14 protein-coding genes and 1 pseudogene are annotated in these 20,778 nt (G+C 37.7%); 8 read left to right on the forward strand and 7 right to left on the reverse strand.

Features of this window, described 5'->3' with window-relative positions; genetic code table 11:
- Window positions 1-393 precede the first annotated feature (393 nt).
- Together RB151_RS06455 and RB151_RS24145 are read right to left on the reverse strand one after the other, a co-directional pair.
- Window positions 394-1,200, reverse strand: a complete 807-nt coding sequence (locus RB151_RS06455) for a BPSS1780 family membrane protein (RefSeq protein WP_042846502.1) — start codon at window positions 1,198-1,200, stop codon at window positions 394-396.
- 670 nt (window positions 1,201-1,870) lie between these two features.
- Window positions 1,871-2,206: pseudogene (locus RB151_RS24145) on the reverse strand (ISNCY family transposase); the annotation flags it as partial.
- Between the two features lie 573 nt (window positions 2,207-2,779).
- Here RB151_RS24145 and RB151_RS06460 point away from each other — a divergent pair.
- From RB151_RS06460 to RB151_RS06475, 4 genes are read left to right on the forward strand one after another with little or no spacing between them, the layout of a single operon-like run.
- Window positions 2,780-3,547, forward strand: a complete 768-nt coding sequence (locus tag RB151_RS06460) for a DUF1120 domain-containing protein (RefSeq protein ID WP_042846501.1) — start codon at window positions 2,780-2,782, stop codon at window positions 3,545-3,547.
- 56 nt (window positions 3,548-3,603) lie between these two features.
- Window positions 3,604-4,299 carry a fimbria/pilus chaperone family protein gene (locus RB151_RS06465; protein ID WP_042846500.1) on the forward strand — a complete coding sequence of 232 codons (696 nt, stop codon included), beginning with the start codon at window positions 3,604-3,606 and terminating at the stop codon, window positions 4,297-4,299.
- A 5-nt stretch (window positions 4,300-4,304) separates the two neighbouring features.
- A complete protein-coding gene (locus RB151_RS06470; protein WP_071547883.1) occupies window positions 4,305-6,671 on the forward strand; it encodes a fimbria/pilus outer membrane usher protein in 2,367 nt (788 codons plus the stop codon).
- A gap of 10 nt (window positions 6,672-6,681) precedes the next feature.
- Window positions 6,682-7,842, forward strand: a complete 1,161-nt coding sequence (locus tag RB151_RS06475) for a DUF1120 domain-containing protein (protein WP_048606574.1) — start codon at window positions 6,682-6,684, stop codon at window positions 7,840-7,842.
- Window positions 7,843-8,125: 283 nt separating this feature from the next.
- On the opposite strand, the gene pflA is transcribed toward RB151_RS06475, so the two are convergent.
- The 4 genes from pflA to RB151_RS06495 all read right to left on the reverse strand — a co-directional run bounded on the left by pflA (window position 8,126) and on the right by RB151_RS06495 (window position 13,485).
- The gene (gene pflA, locus RB151_RS06480; RefSeq protein WP_048606575.1) at window positions 8,126-8,923 is read right to left on the reverse strand and encodes a pyruvate formate lyase 1-activating protein; all 798 of its coding nucleotides are present in this window, start codon (window positions 8,921-8,923) and stop codon (window positions 8,126-8,128) included.
- 123 nt (window positions 8,924-9,046) lie between these two features.
- Entirely contained in the window at window positions 9,047-11,329 is a 2,283-nt protein-coding gene (gene pflB / locus RB151_RS06485; RefSeq protein ID WP_042846497.1) for a formate C-acetyltransferase, read from the reverse strand.
- 70 nt (window positions 11,330-11,399) lie between these two features.
- Window positions 11,400-12,257: a formate transporter FocA gene (gene focA, locus RB151_RS06490; RefSeq protein ID WP_048606577.1), complete on the reverse strand. Its 858-nt coding sequence runs from the start codon at window positions 12,255-12,257 to the stop codon at window positions 11,400-11,402.
- A gap of 448 nt (window positions 12,258-12,705) precedes the next feature.
- Window positions 12,706-13,485 carry an IclR family transcriptional regulator gene (locus RB151_RS06495; RefSeq protein WP_048606579.1) on the reverse strand — a complete coding sequence of 260 codons (780 nt, stop codon included), beginning with the start codon at window positions 13,483-13,485 and terminating at the stop codon, window positions 12,706-12,708.
- Between the two features lie 356 nt (window positions 13,486-13,841).
- On the opposite strand from RB151_RS06495, the gene RB151_RS06500 reads away from it, so the two are divergent.
- From RB151_RS06500 to RB151_RS06510, 3 genes are read left to right on the forward strand one after another with little or no spacing between them, the layout of a single operon-like run.
- On the forward strand, window positions 13,842-14,735 hold the full coding sequence (locus RB151_RS06500; RefSeq protein WP_094301200.1) for a dihydrodipicolinate synthase family protein: 894 nt from the start codon (window positions 13,842-13,844) through the stop codon (window positions 14,733-14,735).
- 51 nt (window positions 14,736-14,786) lie between these two features.
- Window positions 14,787-16,100: an MFS transporter gene (locus tag RB151_RS06505; RefSeq protein WP_042846493.1), complete on the forward strand. Its 1,314-nt coding sequence runs from the start codon at window positions 14,787-14,789 to the stop codon at window positions 16,098-16,100.
- Window positions 16,101-16,125: 25 nt separating this feature from the next.
- On the forward strand, window positions 16,126-17,718 hold the full coding sequence (locus RB151_RS06510; RefSeq protein ID WP_042846492.1) for a UxaA family hydrolase: 1,593 nt from the start codon (window positions 16,126-16,128) through the stop codon (window positions 17,716-17,718).
- A gap of 63 nt (window positions 17,719-17,781) precedes the next feature.
- Here RB151_RS06510 and ycaO read toward each other — a convergent pair whose 3' ends face one another.
- Entirely contained in the window at window positions 17,782-19,536 is a 1,755-nt protein-coding gene (gene ycaO, locus RB151_RS06515; protein WP_071547884.1) for a 30S ribosomal protein S12 methylthiotransferase accessory factor YcaO, read from the reverse strand.
- Between the two features lie 194 nt (window positions 19,537-19,730).
- Here ycaO and ansB point away from each other — a divergent pair, with 194 nt between their 5' ends.
- Complete coding sequence (gene ansB, locus RB151_RS06520) at window positions 19,731-20,774, forward strand: L-asparaginase 2 (RefSeq protein ID WP_048606585.1); 1,044 nt, start codon at window positions 19,731-19,733, stop codon at window positions 20,772-20,774.
- Window positions 20,775-20,778: the final 4 nt, after the last annotated feature.

Consider the following 20,778-nt stretch of genomic DNA (forward strand, 5'->3'; position numbering starts at 1 on the left):
ACGCGGCTCATAGTGGTCGCGTTTTTTTTGCAAATTTAACGTGTTCTGAATAAGTATCTTCAGGTTAAACCTGAGCCCCCTTTCACTGAATGACTAAATATGCCAATATTTAATTCATTTTCTAACCCACCCATTCATTCACCTACAGATTGCAATGTAAGATAAGTTAGTTCCTCTCCATGGCTGATGCTTCCTGCATTAGCGACATTAACACAGTTGCAAATCAGTGATATCGAAATACATGGAAAACAACTCGAATTTATTAAAGGAGGAAGAAAATTATTATTTAAAGGAATATATGTGGATTTGTAGGGGATAGTAAAAAGGAAAGCATATGCTTTCCTTTTTTAGATTTAATGATTTAGCAAAATCGCTAAATCATCATACCTTGGCTTATTTTACTTGGGAGAAAAACAGGCTACGGTAGCTGCTGTAATAACAAGCATACATAATTGGCATAGAAACTAACAGACCTAAACCTAAAGGAATAACTGAAATTATCATTAGGATTGAAATAACGATAAAGAACAGAATACCTGGCAGGATGTTTTTCTTAACAGCTTGTAAGCTGGCAGAAATTGCAGCGCCAACAGTAAAGTTATGGTTCATTACCAGTGCAGGTGCAAACCAAGTTAATGCGGTACCGACTAATGCAGCAACAGCCATAATAATGATTGCAAAGAAGAATGTACCTGAAGACGCAAGGATTGCAGCATCAGATGGTGAGCCATATTGGTTGCTTTCCATCAATAAACCAAACATAGCGGAACCACCAATAATAAAGGCGATGATCATACCCACTAAGTTAGCGGCAAAGTTGATTGCACCAACGGCAAATAGGGTACCGAATTTATTTTGGAAACCGGCGAATAGTAAGCCAATTTCAGCTTGACCTGTTTTACGCTGGTTTTCACAGATTGCAATAATACCGCCAATAAAAATAGGAGTAATAAAGGTAATCAGTAAATTAAGGAAAGGGATCATCGAAATGATAAAGATTAATGCAAATAGTACGATGTTAATCAAGATCCACATACCCAGTTTCTCTTTAACGAGAGACCATGATTGGCTGATCCAGTTAACCCCTTCACCAGCATCTACCGCGCGAGGCTCAGCATGGAAAACAAAAGTATCAGTTTGATTTTGTGGGTCAATTGTAGGTGCAGGGTTGTTATCTGCACTAAAGTTTTCATTATTCATGATAAAAAAGGAACCTATTTTTCGTAGTGAGTTAGCAATATATTATTATAGATAAGTGTTTTGAGTTTATGTCACTCTTGTTACTTATTGGCAGTAGTATGCAGATAAGTGAGTACATTATAAAGCAGACAATTCTGGTAAGGTATTTATGTTTAATTATTTTTTCAATAAAAAGTATTTTGTTAAAAAATCCAAATAGACAATATTTTATCAATGACAACAAACAATTGGCTTTTTAAGTTGGTATAAAATACTGTTTTTTGTTTTTATAACACATTAATAGAGCATTAAATCATTCTTAATTGAAATACATTACCCATGAAAACAACATGGTTAATATTGGTAATTTTTATAAACTAATACTCGATATTGGGCAGATATCTGATGGTTTAATTTCTTTCAGTAGAAACATACGTTGTAATTCCTTTATTTAAAAGGAACGTAATCGGTATATTGAAATAAGGTATTTATATTAATTTTTTCGGGTTAATCGCACTATATTGTTGAACGTAGGGTTTGTACTAATCAAAATTAGTAGGAAAACTAAGTCAAGATATGTACCTGTGTGGTGAAGTGGGAGTATAGGTATAAAGCCAGTACCTAGCATATTGGGTATGTTTTTTATGGTACAGCTGTGGAGGTTGTTCTATTGGGAAAATATCAATTCTCCCATACAACTGATACCTTTATGCCTGAACTCTTTGACTAGCCAGTCGTGAAGGGTTAAATGAGCACTTCGACACGATCTTTATCTGAGCTAGTCTGAATACAAATGGTTTGGATATTAAGTCGCGCATCGTTCTTCCAAATTCAGTGTGCTCATCGCCTTTAGTTATATTTTTATTATTGATCTGAAAAATGCTTGCTTTGTTTCTGTATCACGAAAGGAGGTTGTCATGCTTTTCTATATCACTGTAGTTGCTTCAAAATAACTAAAAGTGGCTCCATATTTAACAAATCTCAGTTATATCAGTGAACTTGTCGCATCATCAACATAAATTAGAGCTGCTCTAGACTAGAGCACGACCTTTAAACCAGCGATTGCTATAGTTGAGATAGCGCTTTTCAGTACCAATAAAACACTAATCTAAGAAATAGAGGGTGAGTATTCAATACCTTGATTTGCTTAAATATAAGATTGTTAACATTATGCAAAACCCAAGCGTAAAATTATATTATTGTATTATGAGTAGTAAATTAAATTATGAACTCTCCCATATTAAAATATTAGCACGATAAATTAGTTATTATTTTTAACTATTAGTTAGCAGTTGGGGTATTGAATGAAACAAAATGTTACTAACATCATTATTAACATCATTAAAAACTTAGTCATAAAATGATGCTATTTTGTTAATGATGTTAATTTAAATCATAGAGTGTGTCATATTGAGAATGCCAAAGTAATAAGTTATCGTATTTAATCTGGAATTGTTGGTGTTTTATTCTGCGCATAGCAAGGTCTATAATATTATTAATATGTAGTTAAATTTTACAAAATAGAACATTATTTCTCTACTCTTTTTTGGGATAAAACATAAGATATAAGCCAAACTAATAAATTATATGGAAAACAAGTATGAAAAAGCTATTACCAATCCTCATTTCGTCAGCAATGATATGCTCATTTACAGCCTCAGCGGCTAGCGTTGGTTCTATAGATATTAGCGTTACAGGTCGAATTGACCCTGCAGCTTGTGAATTAGATATTGCTGGTGGTGGTAATATTGATTATGGTTTGATTGATCTTGATACATTAACATTTGTAGATGGTGCCTTTGGTGGCAAATTTGCCGCCTTACCAATACAGGAAACCAGTTTTACAATTCGTTGTTCAGCTAATGCTCCTGTTAAATTATCTGCATCTAGTAAACGAGTTGGTACAGTTGCTGGCGCAACTGAGAATTCTCGAGGATTTGCTGCACTTCCTATTAAATTATTAGATATTGGTGCGGGAAATAGCTCAAATGGTGTAGCTGGATTAGGTAAAACCTCTACAGGTATAAATATTGGCGGGTATATTGTTCGTTACAAAGCGAATAGCTTGAATGTGAGTACATTGGATAGCAATAATCAGCTAACAACTATTTCAGGTAGTGAAGTTCAGAATATTTACTATAATACTCAAAGCAAAGCTTGGAAAGTTTCGGGCGGAAACCTATTCTCAAATAATATGGATTTACAAACTTCTTTTGCGAAAGCAAATGAAACAACGCCTATTGAAGCGAGTATTTATGATGGAGTTTTACAGGTTCAAGCTTATGTAAGTGAAGAGGCAGCTACAGTCGGTAAATCAAAACCTGTTTTACTCGATGGTTTATCAACAATTGAATTAAATTATATCTAAAATTTGTAGGTAACTAAATTAATTTAGTTACCTTATAATAAAATGACGCAACTAAAATGAAAATAAAAACATATTTATTACTTATAATTGTATTACTAATCCCACAGCTATCAATTGCAGCAGGTATATTACCTGCTACGTCAGTCGTTGTTGTTAATGAAAAAAGTCAAGATGGTGAGATTGTTGTGACTAATACAGACAACTATCCTGTTCTATTAACAACAGAATTAGTAAATGTCGATCCTGAATACCAAGATCTGGTTATTGCTACTCCTCAACTTATTCGAGTTGAGCCTAAAGCTAAGCAATTAATACGCTTTATGCTCACAAGTAATTCTGATTTAAAGCATGAAGTATTAATGAGAGTTATTTTTGAAGGCATCCCGCCACAAGCAGATCCTGATGCTGAACAGATCAAATTTACTATTCGACAAAATCTTCCTCTTATTATAAAACCCAAAAACTTGCCTGAAAATGATACTCCTTGGGAATTGTTAAAATGGAAGTATGAAAAAAATACGTTAATCGTAACTAACCCTAGCCCTTATATCGTAAGATTAAGCAATAGTGTATTGAGTAAGCCTGGGAATATTGAGTGGGTGTTACCATCTAATTATATTTTACCTAATCAATCTATAGAGTTAACTACATCTCAACGTTCGCCGACACTGATTGATGGGGTTACTATACAACCATTTACTCAATGGGGGTATTCAACCACGCAAAAATATTCTATCAAGTTAAATAACTAGTAAAAATGACTAGAAAAAAAAAGAATAAAATTGTTGCAATTTTGCTATTTGTGGCTACTTCTTCCTATGCGAAAGAAGTAGTCTTCGACCAAGATGCACTAAAACACAAAGGAATACCTAGTGATATTGCAAAGTTATATAGTGAAAAGGCTCATTTTCCTCAAGGCGAAAATATCGTTAGTGTGTTTTTAAATGATAAATATATTGGTCAGAGTTCTTTTTTATTTAACTCTCAAGGAGAGCTTTGTCTTGATACTAAGTTTATTAATACTACAAATATCGAACTATCCAAAATTAATTCAACGTGTCCAACAATAAAGGACTACGATAATTTAGAGGTAGAACTGATACCTGGTGATTTACGCGTCAATATCTACGCATCGCCATCACTGTTAAAAAATAAATCAACAAATGATTGGCTTCACACAGGGAAATCAGGCGTTTTCAATTATGATATAAAATATTTTTCTACTAAAAGTGATTTTGCTTCTCAGTCATTTTTTAATTCAAATCTTACATTAGGATTCAATGTATACAATTGGATTGTGAGAAGCGACCAAACATATACGTATTTTAATGGCGAAACGAGTTTTGATCATCAAACCTTATATGCAGAGAAAACATTAGAACCTCTTAAAAAAAACTTGCAGGTTGGCCAGATTAATTTATCGAATTCGTTTTTTAGCTCTGGGCAAGTTATTGGCTTTCAGTTAGTTCCGGAATTAGCATTAGATAGCTCATCTCAAGGCGGTGGTATCGTCAATGGTATCGCATTTGAACGTTCTGTGATTGAAGTAAGGCAAGCGGGAATTTTAATTTATACAACAACTGTCCCAGAAGGCCCTTATACATTAGAAAACCTCCCGCTATTAAATAATCGGTTGGATTTATCAGTAACGGTTATAAACCAAAGTAATAAAGAAAGTACATTTATCGTTCCTGCTAGTTCATTTATATTAGCCTCAAATAGTATCAATAAAGATATAACATTTGGCTTAGGTAAAGTTAACCAAAATAAAGCAGATAAAAAGCCTTATGTTATGAATGTCAGTAAAGGGTTTAATCTACGTCCAGATATGTTGGTTGTTGTCGGGGGGCTTGCATCAAAAGATTACCAAGGTGTGGGGCTCAGTAATACTTATGAATTTCCGAATTTATCACTAGCAACTATAACAACTAATATATCTAAAGATATGGACAACAAATACGGTGAGTATTATACATTAAGTTATAATTATCCAGTTATCGCGAATACTAATTTAGCGGCGAACTCTTTATATAGAAGTAAAGAATACAAAGACTTTAACGAAACATTGAATGATTACGATACAATAATGTATTCAAATCATGTAAACAGCAGTGAAACTCAATATGGTATTGGTGTAAATACACATTTCAATAGCTTAGGGTCATTTTCATTAAGTTGGAACCGTTCTCTTGGTGACAGAACGATTAATTATTATAATGCTAATTGGAACAACTTATATGCAAATAAATATAATGTTTATTTAGGATATGAGAGAAGGTTATATAACCACACAAATGATAACACTATTTATTTAAATGTCGATATTTCGTTAGGGGATAGGCAAAATTTATCGAGTTGGATGAATCAGTATGACAATAACAAAAGTTACGGAACGCGATATAGCAACCATAATTATGATAACTTAAGTTATTCGATTAGTGCGAATAAAAATACAGAACCAAGTAATCAAAATGTCTCATTGAATATGAATTATACTACACCGGTCACTTTACTTTCGGGTAATATTAGTAAAGGTAATAATACCAGTAGTTACTATGGGTCGTTATCCGGCGGCATGGTTTATTTTGATAATGAACTCATTTTTTCATCGAAAAGAATAGCGAATACATTTGCTATAGCAAAAACAGAAAACCAAGAAAATATTCCAATACAATCTTCATCAGGAACAGTGATGACTAATAGTAAAGGTTACGCGGTAATACCAAGTATAGATAGTTATAGAACTAATTATGCTAAGATAGACTACCGAAAATTACCTAAAAATATGAATGCTCCCTATGGGATTATAGAATTTCAACCTGCTAATGGAAGTGTTCCCTTGGTTAATTTCTACATTAATCAAGTTAACCGTGCTATTTTAACTCCATCATTTAATGGGAAGAAACTTTCTAAAAATTTAAAAGTATATGATAAAAACGGTGATTTATTAACCATAACTGACAATGCTGGGCGAATTATTATCGATAATCTATCCTTGCCGACAAGTTATTTTGTTGACGTAGGCAATAATAAAAAATGCACTATTAATCTCACTAGTGATGTTGGTATTTCGAAAACTGAATTGTTTACAATAATAAACCCTATTTGCTTTATGGCTAACTAAAGGCTTTAGAATGATAAAATTAATTGCAGGGCTACTAACTTGCCTATCTTTTAGTGCATTTGCATCAGATGGTCATGGGACATGTAACATCAACTTGGGAACAGATGAGGTTAACTATGATACCTTAGCTGATTTTAATACAAAAAAACAAAATGGTGTGGTATATGCGGGGAATCGGATTGTTCCTGTAGTAGTAGAGTGCAGTGAAGAAACTACCCCATATATTGATTTTTCTACGATTAGCAATACCTTTTCAAATAATACATCTGAAGCTATTTTAAATGTAAATAATCCGATGCTTGATGGGAAACCTATTTTAATCGATGCTATTGAATTAAATAGCTCAAATAGAATCAACTCATCACAAAAAGATGTTAAAATTCATCCCAATCTACGTATTCAACCCGCACAGGGTGAAAAAGGAAAAGTATTTTCCTTCAATTTACTTGTTGATTTAAAAATTAATTCATTGAGTAAAAAAGGTGTTGTTGTTAGGAACAAAATACCGTTAAAAACGTTGGGTGGAAGTACAAGTTTAAGTATTAGCTATTCAGAAATGACAACAGCATGTAATCTTATTGTTGATTCTACCTCAATTGACTATGGTGCTATAAATAGAAATGAGTTAAGTAATTATTCTTATACAATATTACCCGAAAAAAATATTAACTTCACTGTACAATGTGATTCGGGGAAAACTGCTATAGCACTCCAAACTTTTAATCAAATTGAACGTTCACTTGCGCCAAATAAACAAGAAGGTGTTAGCGGTTATGGAGTTCCTCCTGTTCAGTTATTAAATAACAATATGATGGCAGGGGGATTAGGTAATACTCAGGAAGGTGTTCCTATTGGTGGATATGCGATAGCGTTAGATTTAGGTTCTTTATATGTAGATAATAAGGCAGAGAGAGTGCAGCCAATATCAGGTAATGCATCTTGTGGAGACCAAAATATCATTTGGCAACATGCGAATGGTGATTTATTACCTAATGATTCCTCAAATAAAATCATATCTTGGGCAAAATTAGGGAGTTTGCAACCTGCTCTTTTTTCTAATATAAAAGGCACAATAAAAGTTCAAGCTTTTATTAATAAAGCTTCTTTACTAACTGTTAATAAAGAAATTAAATTCAAAGGCCGCTCTATCATTGAATTATGCTATTTGTAGATTTAAGGGAGGCTGGCTACGTCGCATCAACACATAGTCGCAGATTTATTCTCGGCTGGTCTGTTTTTGCAGTATTTGAACGGTACGTAAAACAGCATTTTCTATGTTTGATTACCAATTCCAAATATTCGTTATTAATTCAAAAACAATATACGGAAATGGAAACTTGCATCGGATAAATTGTTTTATACCTGCGTATTGCTTGATAAAACTAACCCCAACTAACAGAGCCAGTTGCAATGCGCTAAGGTAAGGGGGGCTTTATTTCAAGCCCCAACGAGTATTAATACATCACTTTATGGCCATAGCTTTCGAGAATGCTTTTAACACGCTCCATGACTTCTTTTGATGGTGGTCTCACCCCATCGAGTTTATATTCTTCACCCATAGTTTCCCACTTGTGTTTACCCAGCTCATGGTAAGGTAATAACTCGATTTTTTCGATATTACTCATATCTTTAGTAAACTCACCTAGCAGATGCACTGAGTGGTCATCATCACTCCAACCTGGCACAACGACATAGCGAACCCATGTTTTTTGATTACGTTTAGCCAGATAGCGAGCGAATTCAAGTGTACGCTGGTTGGATACACCCACTAATTTTTGGTGGATATCATCATTGATTTGTTTTAAATCGAGCATGACTAAATCAGTAACATCCATTAGTTCATCAATAACAGGGTCATAGCGGCGCACAAAGCCATTCGTATCTAAGCAAGTATGGATATTTTCTTTTTTACAGGCGCGGAACCAATCGCGGACAAATTCTGCCTGCAAAATTGCCTCGCCACCGGATGCGGTAACACCACCACCGGTTGCATTCATAAAATGGCGATAGGTAACTGCTTCTTTCATTAGTTCATCGACAGTCACAATTTGACCACCGTGGGTATCCCATGTATCGCGGTTATGACAATACAGACAGCGCATTAGGCAGCCTTGGAAAAAGACAATAAAGCGGATCCCCGGACCATCGACGGTACCGCATGATTCAAAAGAGTGAATACGGCCAAGTACGGCAGGGGTTTCTGTCACATTAGTTGTCGCTATTGTTTTAGTTTTAGTATCATCGATAGACATAGCAGGCACTCCAAAATATCCGTCATACCGCAAACTTTAGAGAGAAAAATATCGTTGCTGGTATAGATAAAAAGACCCCATAAAACGGGGCCTTTAATTTACTTTATTTTAATAAGCTAATTATTACATTGTACTGGTGAAAGTACGAGTAATAACGTCTTGCTGTTGTTCTTTAGTCAGTGAGTTGAAACGCACTGCGTAACCAGATACACGGATAGTCAGTTGTGGGTATTTTTCTGGGTTTTCCATTGCATCTAACAGCATTTCACGGTTCATAACGTTAACGTTCAGGTGCTGACCGCCTTCGATAGACGCTTCATGGTGGAAGTAACCATCCATCAGACCTGCTAAGTTAGTTTTACGAACATCGTCATCTTTACCTAATGCATTTGGTACGATAGAGAAAGTATAAGAAATACCGTCTTTCGCGTAAGCAAATGGCAGTTTAGCAACAGAAGTTAACGATGCAACCGCACCTTTTTGGTCACGGCCGTGCATAGGGTTTGCACCTGGGCCAAACGGAGCACCTGCTCGACGACCATCAGGGGTATTACCTGTTTTCTTACCATACACAACGTTAGATGTGATAGTTAAGATTGACTGAGTTGGTACTGCGTTACGATAAGTAGGTAGTTTCTGAATTTTCTTCATGAAACGTTCAACTAAGTCACACGCGATATCATCTACACGAGAATCGTTATTACCGAATTGTGGATACTCGCCTTCGATTTCAAAGTCGATTGCAATACCGTCTTCATCACGAATTGGTTTAACTTTGGCATACTTAATCGCAGACAGTGAGTCAGCTGCAACAGACAGACCCGCAATACCACATGCCATTGTACGATAGACATCACGGTCATGCAGCGCCATTAGAGAAGCTTCATAGCTGTATTTGTCGTGCATGAAGTGGATGCAGTTCAGTGCAGTGACGTACTGAGTTGCTAACCAGTCCATGAAGCCATCCATTTGATTCATCACAGTATCGAAGTCAAGGACTTCGTCCATGATTGGCGCATGTTTAGGACCAACTTGCATTTTCAGTTTTTCATCGATACCACCATTGATGGTATACAGCATGGTTTTCGCTAAGTTAGCACGAGCACCGAAGAACTGCATTTGTTTACCAACAATCATTGGGCTAACACAGCATGCAATAGCGTAGTCATCGTTGTTGAAATCTGGACGCATCAGGTCGTCGTTTTCATATTGAACTGATGAAGTATCGATAGAGACTTTTGCCGCATATTTTTTGAAATTCAATGGCAGTTTTTCTGACCACAAAATAGTCATGTTAGGCTCTGGAGATGGGCCCATGGTATACAGTGTGTTCAGGAAGCGGAACGTATTTTTGGTGACTAAAGTACGGCCATCAAGACCCATACCCGCTAATGATTCTGTTGCCCAAATTGGGTCACCAGAGAATAGCTCATCGTATTCAGGTGTACGTAAGAAACGTACCATACGCAGTTTCATGACTAAGTGGTCAATCAGTTCTTGCGCTTGTTGTTCAGTCAGTTTACCTGCTTCGATATCACGTTGGATATAAACGTCTAAGAACGTTGAAACACGACCAAATGACATTGCTGCACCATTTTGTGATTTCACTGCGGCTAAGTAACCGAAGTAAGTCCACTGTACAGCTTCTTGTGCATTTGTTGCTGGTGCAGAAATATCGTAACCGTATTTTGCAGCCATTTCTTTCATTTGACCCAATGCGCGGTGCTGTTCAGCAATTTCTTCGCGCAGTTGGATAGTCATTTGCAGGTCTTCACCTTTTTCTAATCTTTCTTGCAAAGAGGTGAATTGGTTAAATTTGTCTTTCATCAGGAAATCAATACCGTACAGTGCAACGCGACGGTAGTCACCGATGATACGACCACGACCATATGCATCCGGTAGACCTGTTAAGATACCTGATTTACGGCATTTTAAGATGTCTGGTGTGTAAACGTCGAAAACACCTTGGTTGTGAGTCTTACGATATTCAGTGAAGATTTTTTTGATTTCTGGGTCTAAAGTGCGGTCATAAGCTTTACATGAGCCTTCAACCATTTTGATACCACCGAACGGGATAAGACCACGTTTCAGAGGGGCGTCAGTTTGTAAACCAACGATTTTTTCTAATTCTTTAGTAATGTAACCAGCATCATGGGAAGTGATAGTTGACGCAACATCTGTGTCAAAATCAACTGGCGCGTGAGTGCGGTTTTCGATTTTGATCCCTTCCATGACTTTATCCCACAGTGCGTCAGTCGCTGGGGTAGAGCCTGCTAAGAAAGATTCATCACCTTCATATGGAGTGTAGTTTTTCTGGATAAAATCACGTACATCGACGTTATCCTGCCAGTTACCTTGGTTAAAACCTTGCCATGCTAAAGCGAATTTTTCATTTAACTCGGACATGATACTTTTACCTTTTAACAATGGATCTTTTAAGGATCTTAATAAATCTTTTTGTGTGTGTCAGTGGCTATTAATGTTTTTGGCCACCACGTAAATGCATGAACCAATAAATGAGGCCGACTAAAATCGCGCCGCCAATAATATTTCCAATAGTGACTGGAATTAAGTTATCTGTAATAAAGTTTCCGACTGTTAGGTGCGAAAACTGCTCTGGTGACATATTGATTTGAGCCCAATACTCAGCAGGAGCAAATTCTTTAATCATAATCCCTAATGGGATCATAAACATATTTGCAATGCTATGTTCAAAACCGCTTGCTACAAACATAGCAACAGGCAGAACAAGAACAACCAGTTTATCAGTTAAGCTACGACCTGAATAACTCATCCAAACCGCAAGGCAGACCATTAAGTTTGCTAAAATTCCTAATGCAACAGCTTCAACAAAAGTATGGTGTAATTTATGGCTGGTGGTTTGTAAAACGTTAAGACCCCATAGCCCATTTGCTGCAGTATATTGCCCTGCGAACCAGATAATTGCGACAAAGAACAATGCACCAATTAAGTTACCAATGTAGACATGAAACCAATTACGGAACATTTGTCCCCAAGTGATCCTGCCTGTGGCTTTCGAAACAATAGTGAGTACGGTAGAAGTGAAAAGGTCGGCACCGCATACAACGACTAGCATCAGACCCAAGGAGAAACAAATCCCACCAATGAGCTTAGTAAAACCATAAGGCGCTTCAGCCGCCCCTGTAGTTGCAGTGATGTAAAATACAAATGCGATAGAGATAAAAATACCGGCAGTGAATGCTGACAAGTAAGTAATTGCAGGATGCTTATTCGCCTTATAAAAGGCCGCATCATCTGCGACTTGCGCCATTACAGCTGGTGGCAGTAAATTAAAAGGGTTGTCAGCTTTCATACCAACACTCTCTTACAAAGTTGATTAATTATAGCACGCAATAATAGTAACAAAGGGGATAAATGAGAAATTTGATGTGGATCATGAAGTCTCTAGAGAAAGCGGTCAAAATGGTTAATTAAATGTTAAAATTAACTGTAACTAAATGAAAAATAACATAAAAATATTTTTTAAAATTTATAAAATATTTTTATAAAGGCTATCTTAAGGCCATGATTAAGTAAAAAAATACGTGCAAATGTTAATTATTTAAGATGAATATGATCCGTTTAATATTTAATTTAACTTATGTGTATATATCCCCCTAACTTGTATAACTTTAATCTGATATACCACTTTTTAGTTAGTTATATTAACGAGCAATATTTATCTAACAATTATGCCAATTATAAGAAAATAATCTTTGATGGAAGCAACCAATGCTTTAAATTTTTATGAAGACGCTAAATTAGTTTTCAGTATAAAATTCAATATCTTCTAATGTATTTAGCTCTTGTTCGATGCGTTCACGGCTGTTGAGCAATGTTTTGATGACTTGATCAACTTTTTGTTTATCACTGCGGAAGGTCGGAATAGATACACTAATTGCTGCAATGATTTTATTACGTTGGCGCAATGCCACAGCATAGCAAGTTGTTTCTTCGTTGATTTCTTTATTGTCTACAGCATAGCCATTTTGGCTAACAATATTAAGTTGCTGGCGCAATTCAGGTAGAGTTTGCACACTATATTGAGTGAGTGGCGTAAAGCCAGAAGGGTATAGCTGAGCAATTTGTTGGTCAGTATAGTTAAAAATCATCGCTTTACCCAATGCTGAATAAATGGCGGGTAAGCGGGTTCCAATGTTAGAAATTAGTTGGACTTTTTGTGCAGATTGCACTTTGTCTATGTATAGTACATCAGCGCCATCTAAGATGCCCATTTGGCAAACTTCATTACACTCTTCAACAATTTGCGTCATCTCTCGATGTATCATTTTCAACCAATATGATTTTTCGAAAAATGAGCGGGAAAGAATTGAGCACGCAATGCCTAAATAGTAAAGCTGGCTCTTATCATCGTAATTGATATACCGAAACTCAGCCAATGTTTTTAAAATAGGGTAAATTGTCCCCTTTAAAATATTAGTTTTATCAGAAAGTTGTGTCAAAGAAAGCCCAGTATTTTCAGCCGCTAAAACTTGAAGTATCTCTAATACTCGAATTGTCGGCATGTGCCCCGTAGACATTGAACTATCTCCCTGATTAATTTTGCCGCTATTCTAGGTTTAAAATAACACGATGTAAATCGCCGTAGAAAAACGATTTATCTCATTTCCATCATGAATAAACCTGATATGAGCAATAAAAAGCCGTGATACTGCTCAAAATTTTTTAATAAAAAAAATAGATTTAATCTACCGTTATTATCCCTTTCATCAATTAAATCTCAATTAATCAATTCATTAAGTGAATAGTTAAAGTTAATGGATAAATTTGACTCCATCTAGAATTCGTGTTTATTTGATTGTGTTTTTATTTATGAATGCAGTTTGTATATATGAACAATGATTGATGAAGAAAAAGAATAATGGAGAAAAAAAGTATGGAAAGTCGTTATATTACCCCCGTAGTGACCGTTTTTGATGACAAGGGGCGAGTAGATCTTGAACAGAACTTACACGTTTATGACTCTTTGAAAGGAAAGGTGTCAGGTTTTGTGACGATGGGGAGTACTGGGGAGTTTTTTGCATTAAATATGCAGAATTCAAAAGCATTAATAGAACTTTGTGGCGGTTATCAAAAAGAAGGAATGCATGTTTATGCAGGGGCAAGCCGTCTAGACGTGAATGAATCCATTGAATTGGCTAATTTTGCCTATGAGCAGGAAATTGACGGTGTGATGATCATTAGCCCGTATTATTTCCCACTAGACGATGAAGGGGTTTACCGTTTTTACAGTACGATTGCGGAAAAAACACCCGCTAAAATTTTTATTTATAACTTCCCTGAGCGCACTGGCTACTCTGTTTCTCCTGAGGTTTGTCTTCGCTTAGCGGATAAATACACTAATATTGTTGGGCTAAAAGATACCATTCCTGACACTTCTCATACAGCTCAAGTGATTGAAACAGTAAAATCACGGCTCCCACATTTTGAAGTTTATGCAGGCTATGACAATAACTTTGCTCATGTCGTGTTGTCTGGCGGAAGTGGCTGTATCGGCGGTTTATCGAATATTTTCCCTCAATTTTTTGCATCATGGATGCAGGCTTTTGCTCAAGGTGATTTAGCATTAGTCGCAAAATATCAGCAACGCGTCGACCAATTAATGGCGATTTATGGGGTGAATACGCCATTTATTCCAACATTTAAAAAAGCGTTACAACTCAAAGGGGTGATTAATTCTGATCATTGCACATCACCATTTATTGGATTGAATAGTACACAGATAGAGCAGCTTCAGCAGCTATTGGCACTTGCTGACGCACCGCTCTAATCTTTCCTGAATCCAAAACATAGAACATCTTACTGACAGGGAAAAAATATCATGGCAACGATAAAAGCTTATAACAATCCCGTTTTAAATTCTGCGATAGCCAAATCGTGGAAGCGTTTAGTCCCCCTGATGTTTATTTTGTATTTTGTTGCATTCATTGACCGAGTGAATGTTGGTTTTGCCAAAGATGCCATGCAAGTGGATATTGGCTTATCAGATTCTGCCTTTGCATTTGGTGCAGGGATTTTCTTTGCCGCGTATGCATTATTTGGTATTCCCGCAAACTTGATTTTAAATAAAATAGGCGCCCAAAAATGGCTCAGTATTACGACGGTCATTTGGGGGGTTCTTTCTGCAATGACAGGGTTTGTTACCAATGAAACGCAATTTATTATTTTGCGTTTTTTACTTGGGCTGGGTGAAGCTGGGTTTTATCCAGGGATCTTATTACTAGCTTCTATTTATTTTCCAAATAATGTTCGTGGCTCAGTGATTGGTATTTTTGTTCTTGGTGTGCCACTTGCGTTAACTTTAGGTTCACCGTTATCAGGAGCTTTGCTTGAATTACATGGTTGGTTAGGTCGTCCGGGATGGTTCTGGATGTTTGTTATTGAAGGCTTACCCGCGATTGTTATTGGTATCTTTGCATTCTTTTATCTGGATGATAGCCCCGAAAAAGCACGTTTTCTTACTGATGAAGAGAAAAAAGCACTGACAGAGCAGTTAGCAAAAGAAAATGAAAAAACAGAAACAACATCGGTATTATCTGCACTGAAAAATGCCAAAGTATGGCACTTGGCATTGATTTACGGCACGATCCAAATTTCAGTGTATGGTTTGATGTTCTTTTTACCTTCTCAAGTTGCATCCCTCATGGGGGAAAGCCTAGGTTTTAAACAATCACTGGTGGCTGCAATCCCTTGGGCTTGTTCTGCATTCGGGGTGTATTTTATTCCTCGTATTGCTGACAGGTACCCAAATCGTCGCATCGAAATCTCTGTTGTGTGTATGCTAGCAGCCGCTTTAGGTCTTGCATTATCTGCATTTGCGAGTCCGGTATTCGCTATTGCAGCTCTCTGTTTAAGTGCGGTAGGTTTTTTATCAGTGCAACCGATTTTTTGGACATTTCCTCCACAGCTATTGAGCGGCCCAGCACTTGCTGCAGGGATCGGCTTTTGTACTACGATGGGGGCATTTTGCTCATTCCTTGCGCCAATCATTCGCGTTGAGGTCGATAAAATGATGAATAGTACTACCGCGGGTATTGTCACTTTAGCGGTGATCACTGTGGGGTGCGCATTGCTTATTGGGTTACTAAAAAAGAATACACATAAAAAAAATATTAAGGCGTTACCGTCAAATTAATAGCTTGATTTCTGGAAGGTGAAACATGCAAAAAATATTAAGAATAGATGAAAGTGATAATCTGATTGTAGCGCTGAAAGACTTACATGCAGGTGAGACTTATCAATGGGGAAATGAAAGCGTTACGTTAGTGACAGAGGTCAAAGCCAAGCACAAATTTGCCCTTGAAGCTATCCCTGTTGATGGCATTGTGTCTATGTATGGTACGGCAGTAGGGAAAGCCACAAAAGCTATCGCAAAAGGTGAGGCGATTACGGTTGATAATATCCGCCACTATGCTGCACCTGTTTCGTTAGAACAAGAGCCTTATGAATGGCTGGCCCCAGATGTTTCACAATATAAGGGGCGTACATTTAAAGGGTATTTACGGGATGATGGCCGCGTTGGTACAGCTAATTACTGGTTAATTTTTCCATTAGTGTTTTGTGAAAACCGCAATGTGACTAAGTTGACTGATGCTCTTAATGACGCATTGGGTTACAGCAATAATAGCTTAAAAAGTTTCGCACTTGATTTAACGGCAGGCGCACAAGAGGCAATCACTAAGCCAAAACTATTTCCACATATAGAAGGTGTTCGCTGTATTACTGTAACCAGCGGGTGCGGTGGGGCAACGTCAGACAGCAAAACGATGTGTGATGTGCTTGCGGCTTATGCAGACCATCCTAATGTCATTGGGATCACTGTATTTAGTTTAGGTTGTGAAAAAGCACAGCGGGACATGTTCAAAGAATCACTTTTTGCCCGTAATCCTAACTTTGATAAACCGACGCTGTATTTCCGTCAACAAGAATGGAACAGCGAGGAACAAATGATGCAAACGGCATTAAAGCAAACGTATGAGAGCATGAAAGCAGTTAAGCCTCAGTCTCGGGTTGATGTCCCTCTATCATATTTAAAACTAGGTGTTAAATGCGGGGCATCTGATGGTTTTTCAGGTATTTCTGGTAACCCTGCAATGGGGTTAGTTTCTGATTGGTTAGTGACTCTTGGCGGTGCATCTGGTTTAGCGGAATTCCCCGAACTCTGTGGTGCTGAAGGGGATATGGTGAAACGCTGTATCGCTTTTGATGATAAAAAGAAATTCCTTGAACTAATGGAACGCTATGAAAAAACGGCAAATTTCTTTAGTACGACCATTGCAGATAACCCAAGTCCGGGCAATATTGCAGATGGGTTGATAACAGATGCAATTAAATCAACGGGAGCGGCTAAAAAGGGTGGAACATCGCCAATTAGTGCGGTGTGTGATTATGCAGAGCCAATGCCAAATAGTGGGTTATCGTTAGTTTGTACGCCCGGTAACGATGTGGATGCGGTTACGGGGTTAGTGGCTGCGGGATGTAATGTGGTTATCTTCTCGACGGGTCTTGGTACGCCGACAGGGAACCCAATTGTTCCGGTGTTGAAAATATCCACAAATAGCGCAATAGCAGAGCGTTTATCGGATATGATTGATTATGATTGCGGGCCAATTATAGAGGGTGTCCCATTACCGACGATTAGCGAAGGGTTGTTTGAGCGTGTTATTGAAACGGCGAGTGGGGACTATAAAGTCAAAGCAGACCGTTTAGAGCAGTATGATTTTTTACTGTGGAAACGTTCACTCGATTTATAAGTTATTTAGAATAAAACTAAATATTGACGGGGTAATGATACCCCGTCAATAAACTAATACCTATTATGCGTTGTCTCTTTTCGCTTTTTGTAGTTTTTCATAAGCGGCAAGCAAGGCTTGATGTGCAGGTAACGCTTTTAGTTCATCGTCAATGGACCACAAACCATAGAAACATGATTCACCCGCAAGAGCCGCAGATGCTGCATCTACCGCTTCTTTCCCATACATACGAACAAATGCGTTGTAGTATTGAGTAGGCTCACGCTGTTCTTCTTGAGAAAGCAACAGCAGGGTTTGCAAACAACGATAATAATTTGCACGCTCTGCAGTAAATACTGAACTGTTGAAATCTTGCGTCCACTCAACCCAAGCTAATGCTTGCTCAAGGTCACCACCAGCCAGTGCTAGCATGGATTTTAGCTCACCAATACGCAGGTTGCTCCAGCCGTTATCTTTACCCACAGCTAAACCAAGTAGCTCACGGACACGGGTGAAGTCGTCTAGACCGTCATCATCTAATTGCTCAATAAGGGCAAGGTAGTCTTGCTTTTCCCATTGGCTATCCGGCAAATTAATAATAGTATCGCGTAAATAAGCCCCCATCGCATTATTGGCGATATGTAGGTCTTCAACCGGGTAAATATCAGACATACCCGGTACTAAGATACGGCATGCGTATACGCCTAAATGGTTATAGTCCGCAATATACACTTCTGCATCTAAGGTATTGAAGATACTGATAAGGGTTGCAAATTCTTCTTGGGTTGTCCCTTTGAAACTCCAATCTGCAAATGCATAATCCGCATCATCTTTGAATAGATCCCAGCTAATTAAACCACTTGAATCAATAAAGTGAGTTTCAAGATTGGTGTGTTCAGCCACTTCTTCGTCATCAAACGTTGGGGCATTGAATACATCGAGGTCTTTTAAGCCACGACCTTGCAGTAATTCAGTGACGGTACGTTCAAGGGCAACACCAAAGTCAGGGTGAGCTCCAAATGAGGCAAAACAAGTGCCATTTTGTGGGTTAAATAACACGACACAAATGACAGGGTATTTCCCACCTAATGAAGCGTCGTAGCAGAAAATTGGGAAGCCTTCTTTTTCAAGGGTATCAATAGCTTCAACTACGCTAGGGTAACGTGCCATCACGTCTGCTGGGATCGTTGGTAAGCTGATACTTTCTGCGATAATTTTGTTTTTTACAAAACGTTCAAAGACTTCAGAAAGGCCTTGTACTCGGGCTTCATTCGCTGTATTTCCCGCAGACATACCGTTAGAAACGTATAAATTGCCAACGATATTCATTGGAATATAAACCGTTTTATCGTCTGATTGGCGGGTAAATGGTAGGGCGCAAATACCCCGTTCTTCATTACCTGATTGCAAATCAATTAATTGGCTTGCTGCTAATGCGTTATCTGGGTCATAGAATTTGAGCAGACGGCTATCTAATAAGCCTTCAGGCAAGCTGTCATCTTCTGTCAGTGGGAACCATTTTTCATTGGGATAATGAACAAAGTCCCCTTCAGAAATCGCTTTACCTAAGTAAAAGTCAGCAAAGAAATAGTTAGTTGATAAACGTTCAAAATACTCGCCAAGTGCAGAGGCTAATGCCGCTTTTTTGCTCGCACCTTTGCCATTAGTAAAGCAAAGAGGGCATTCTTTATCGCGAATATGTACTGACCAAACGTTTGGTACAGGGTTTAACCAAGATGCTTCTTCAATATCAAACCCCAATTTTTTTAATTTGGTTTGAAATGCATCGATGGAATCTTCAAGAGCGGCATCTTTGCCGGGTATAAAAGTTTGGCTCATTGTCAGTCACTTGTGAGTAGGGTGTTTCAAACGGGCTATGATACGGATTTTTGTCGTCAGCCTCACGCTTTTTATTCGTTCATAGAGAAATCATCTTAAAATTCATTATTTATCGTAAAATAATTATATAGATCACATAAAACCCAGCACAAATACACATAATAACTGAAGTTTATTAATGAAAGGAAATTAAGATGAAAAACAGAAATAAAGCGCTGCTCGCGACACTGGTTTCATTGTTTGCCGTATCAGCAATTGCCCAACCCAATATTACGGTATTAGCGACGGGAGGGACTATTGCTGGAGGCGGAGATTCAGCAACCTCTTCAAACTACCAAGCAGGTAAAGTCGGGATTGACGCATTAATTAATGCTGTTCCAGAAACTAAAAAAATTGCTAATTTAAGTGGTGAGCAGTTGGTGAATATCGGTTCCCAAGATATGAATGACCAAGTTTGGCTAACACTGGCTAAAAAGATTAATCAAGATTGTGATAAAACTGATGGTTTTGTGATCACTCATGGGACTGATACATTAGAAGAAACCGCTTTTTTTCTCGATTTAACCACGAGTTGTAAAAAACCTATTGTATTAGTGGGGGCAATGCGCCCCTCAACGGCGTTAGGTGCCGACGGCCCGCTTAATTTGTATAACGCCGTCGTTTTAGCGACAGACAAATCAGCAGGGCAGCGTGGGGTTTTAATGGCTATGAATGATAAAGTTGTTCAAGGCCGCAATGTGATGAAAATGAGTACTACAGAAGTACAAGCGTTTGATGCAGTGAACGCGGGGGCCGAAGGGTTTATTCATGATGGTAAAGTGACGTACTTCCAAGCTGCCCAGCCCCGTAGTGATAAGGCGGTATTTGATGTGAGTAAACTCGAAAAACTACCGATGGTGGGTATTGTTTATAATTATGCTAATGCCTCCGCAGCACCAGTTAAAGCACTTAGAGAAGAAGGGGTTGAGGGGATAGTAAGTGCGGGAGTCGGTAATGGTAATATGTATAAAACGGTATTTGATGCCTTAGCAAACGCAGCAAAAGAAGATGTTGTGGTCGTGCGTTCAAGCCGTGTACCAACAGGCTATACCACACGTAATGCGGAAGTTGATGATAACTTATATGGCTTTGTAGCATCAGAACGGTTAAACCCACAAAAAGCACGGGTTTTACTGCAATTAGCTTTGACGCAAACGAAGGATGCAAAACAAATTCAAGAACTATTTGAACAATATTAACCAT

The sequence above is a fragment of the Providencia rettgeri genome, from assembly GCF_001874625.1.
Lineage (GTDB): Bacteria > Pseudomonadota > Gammaproteobacteria > Enterobacterales > Enterobacteriaceae > Providencia > Providencia huashanensis.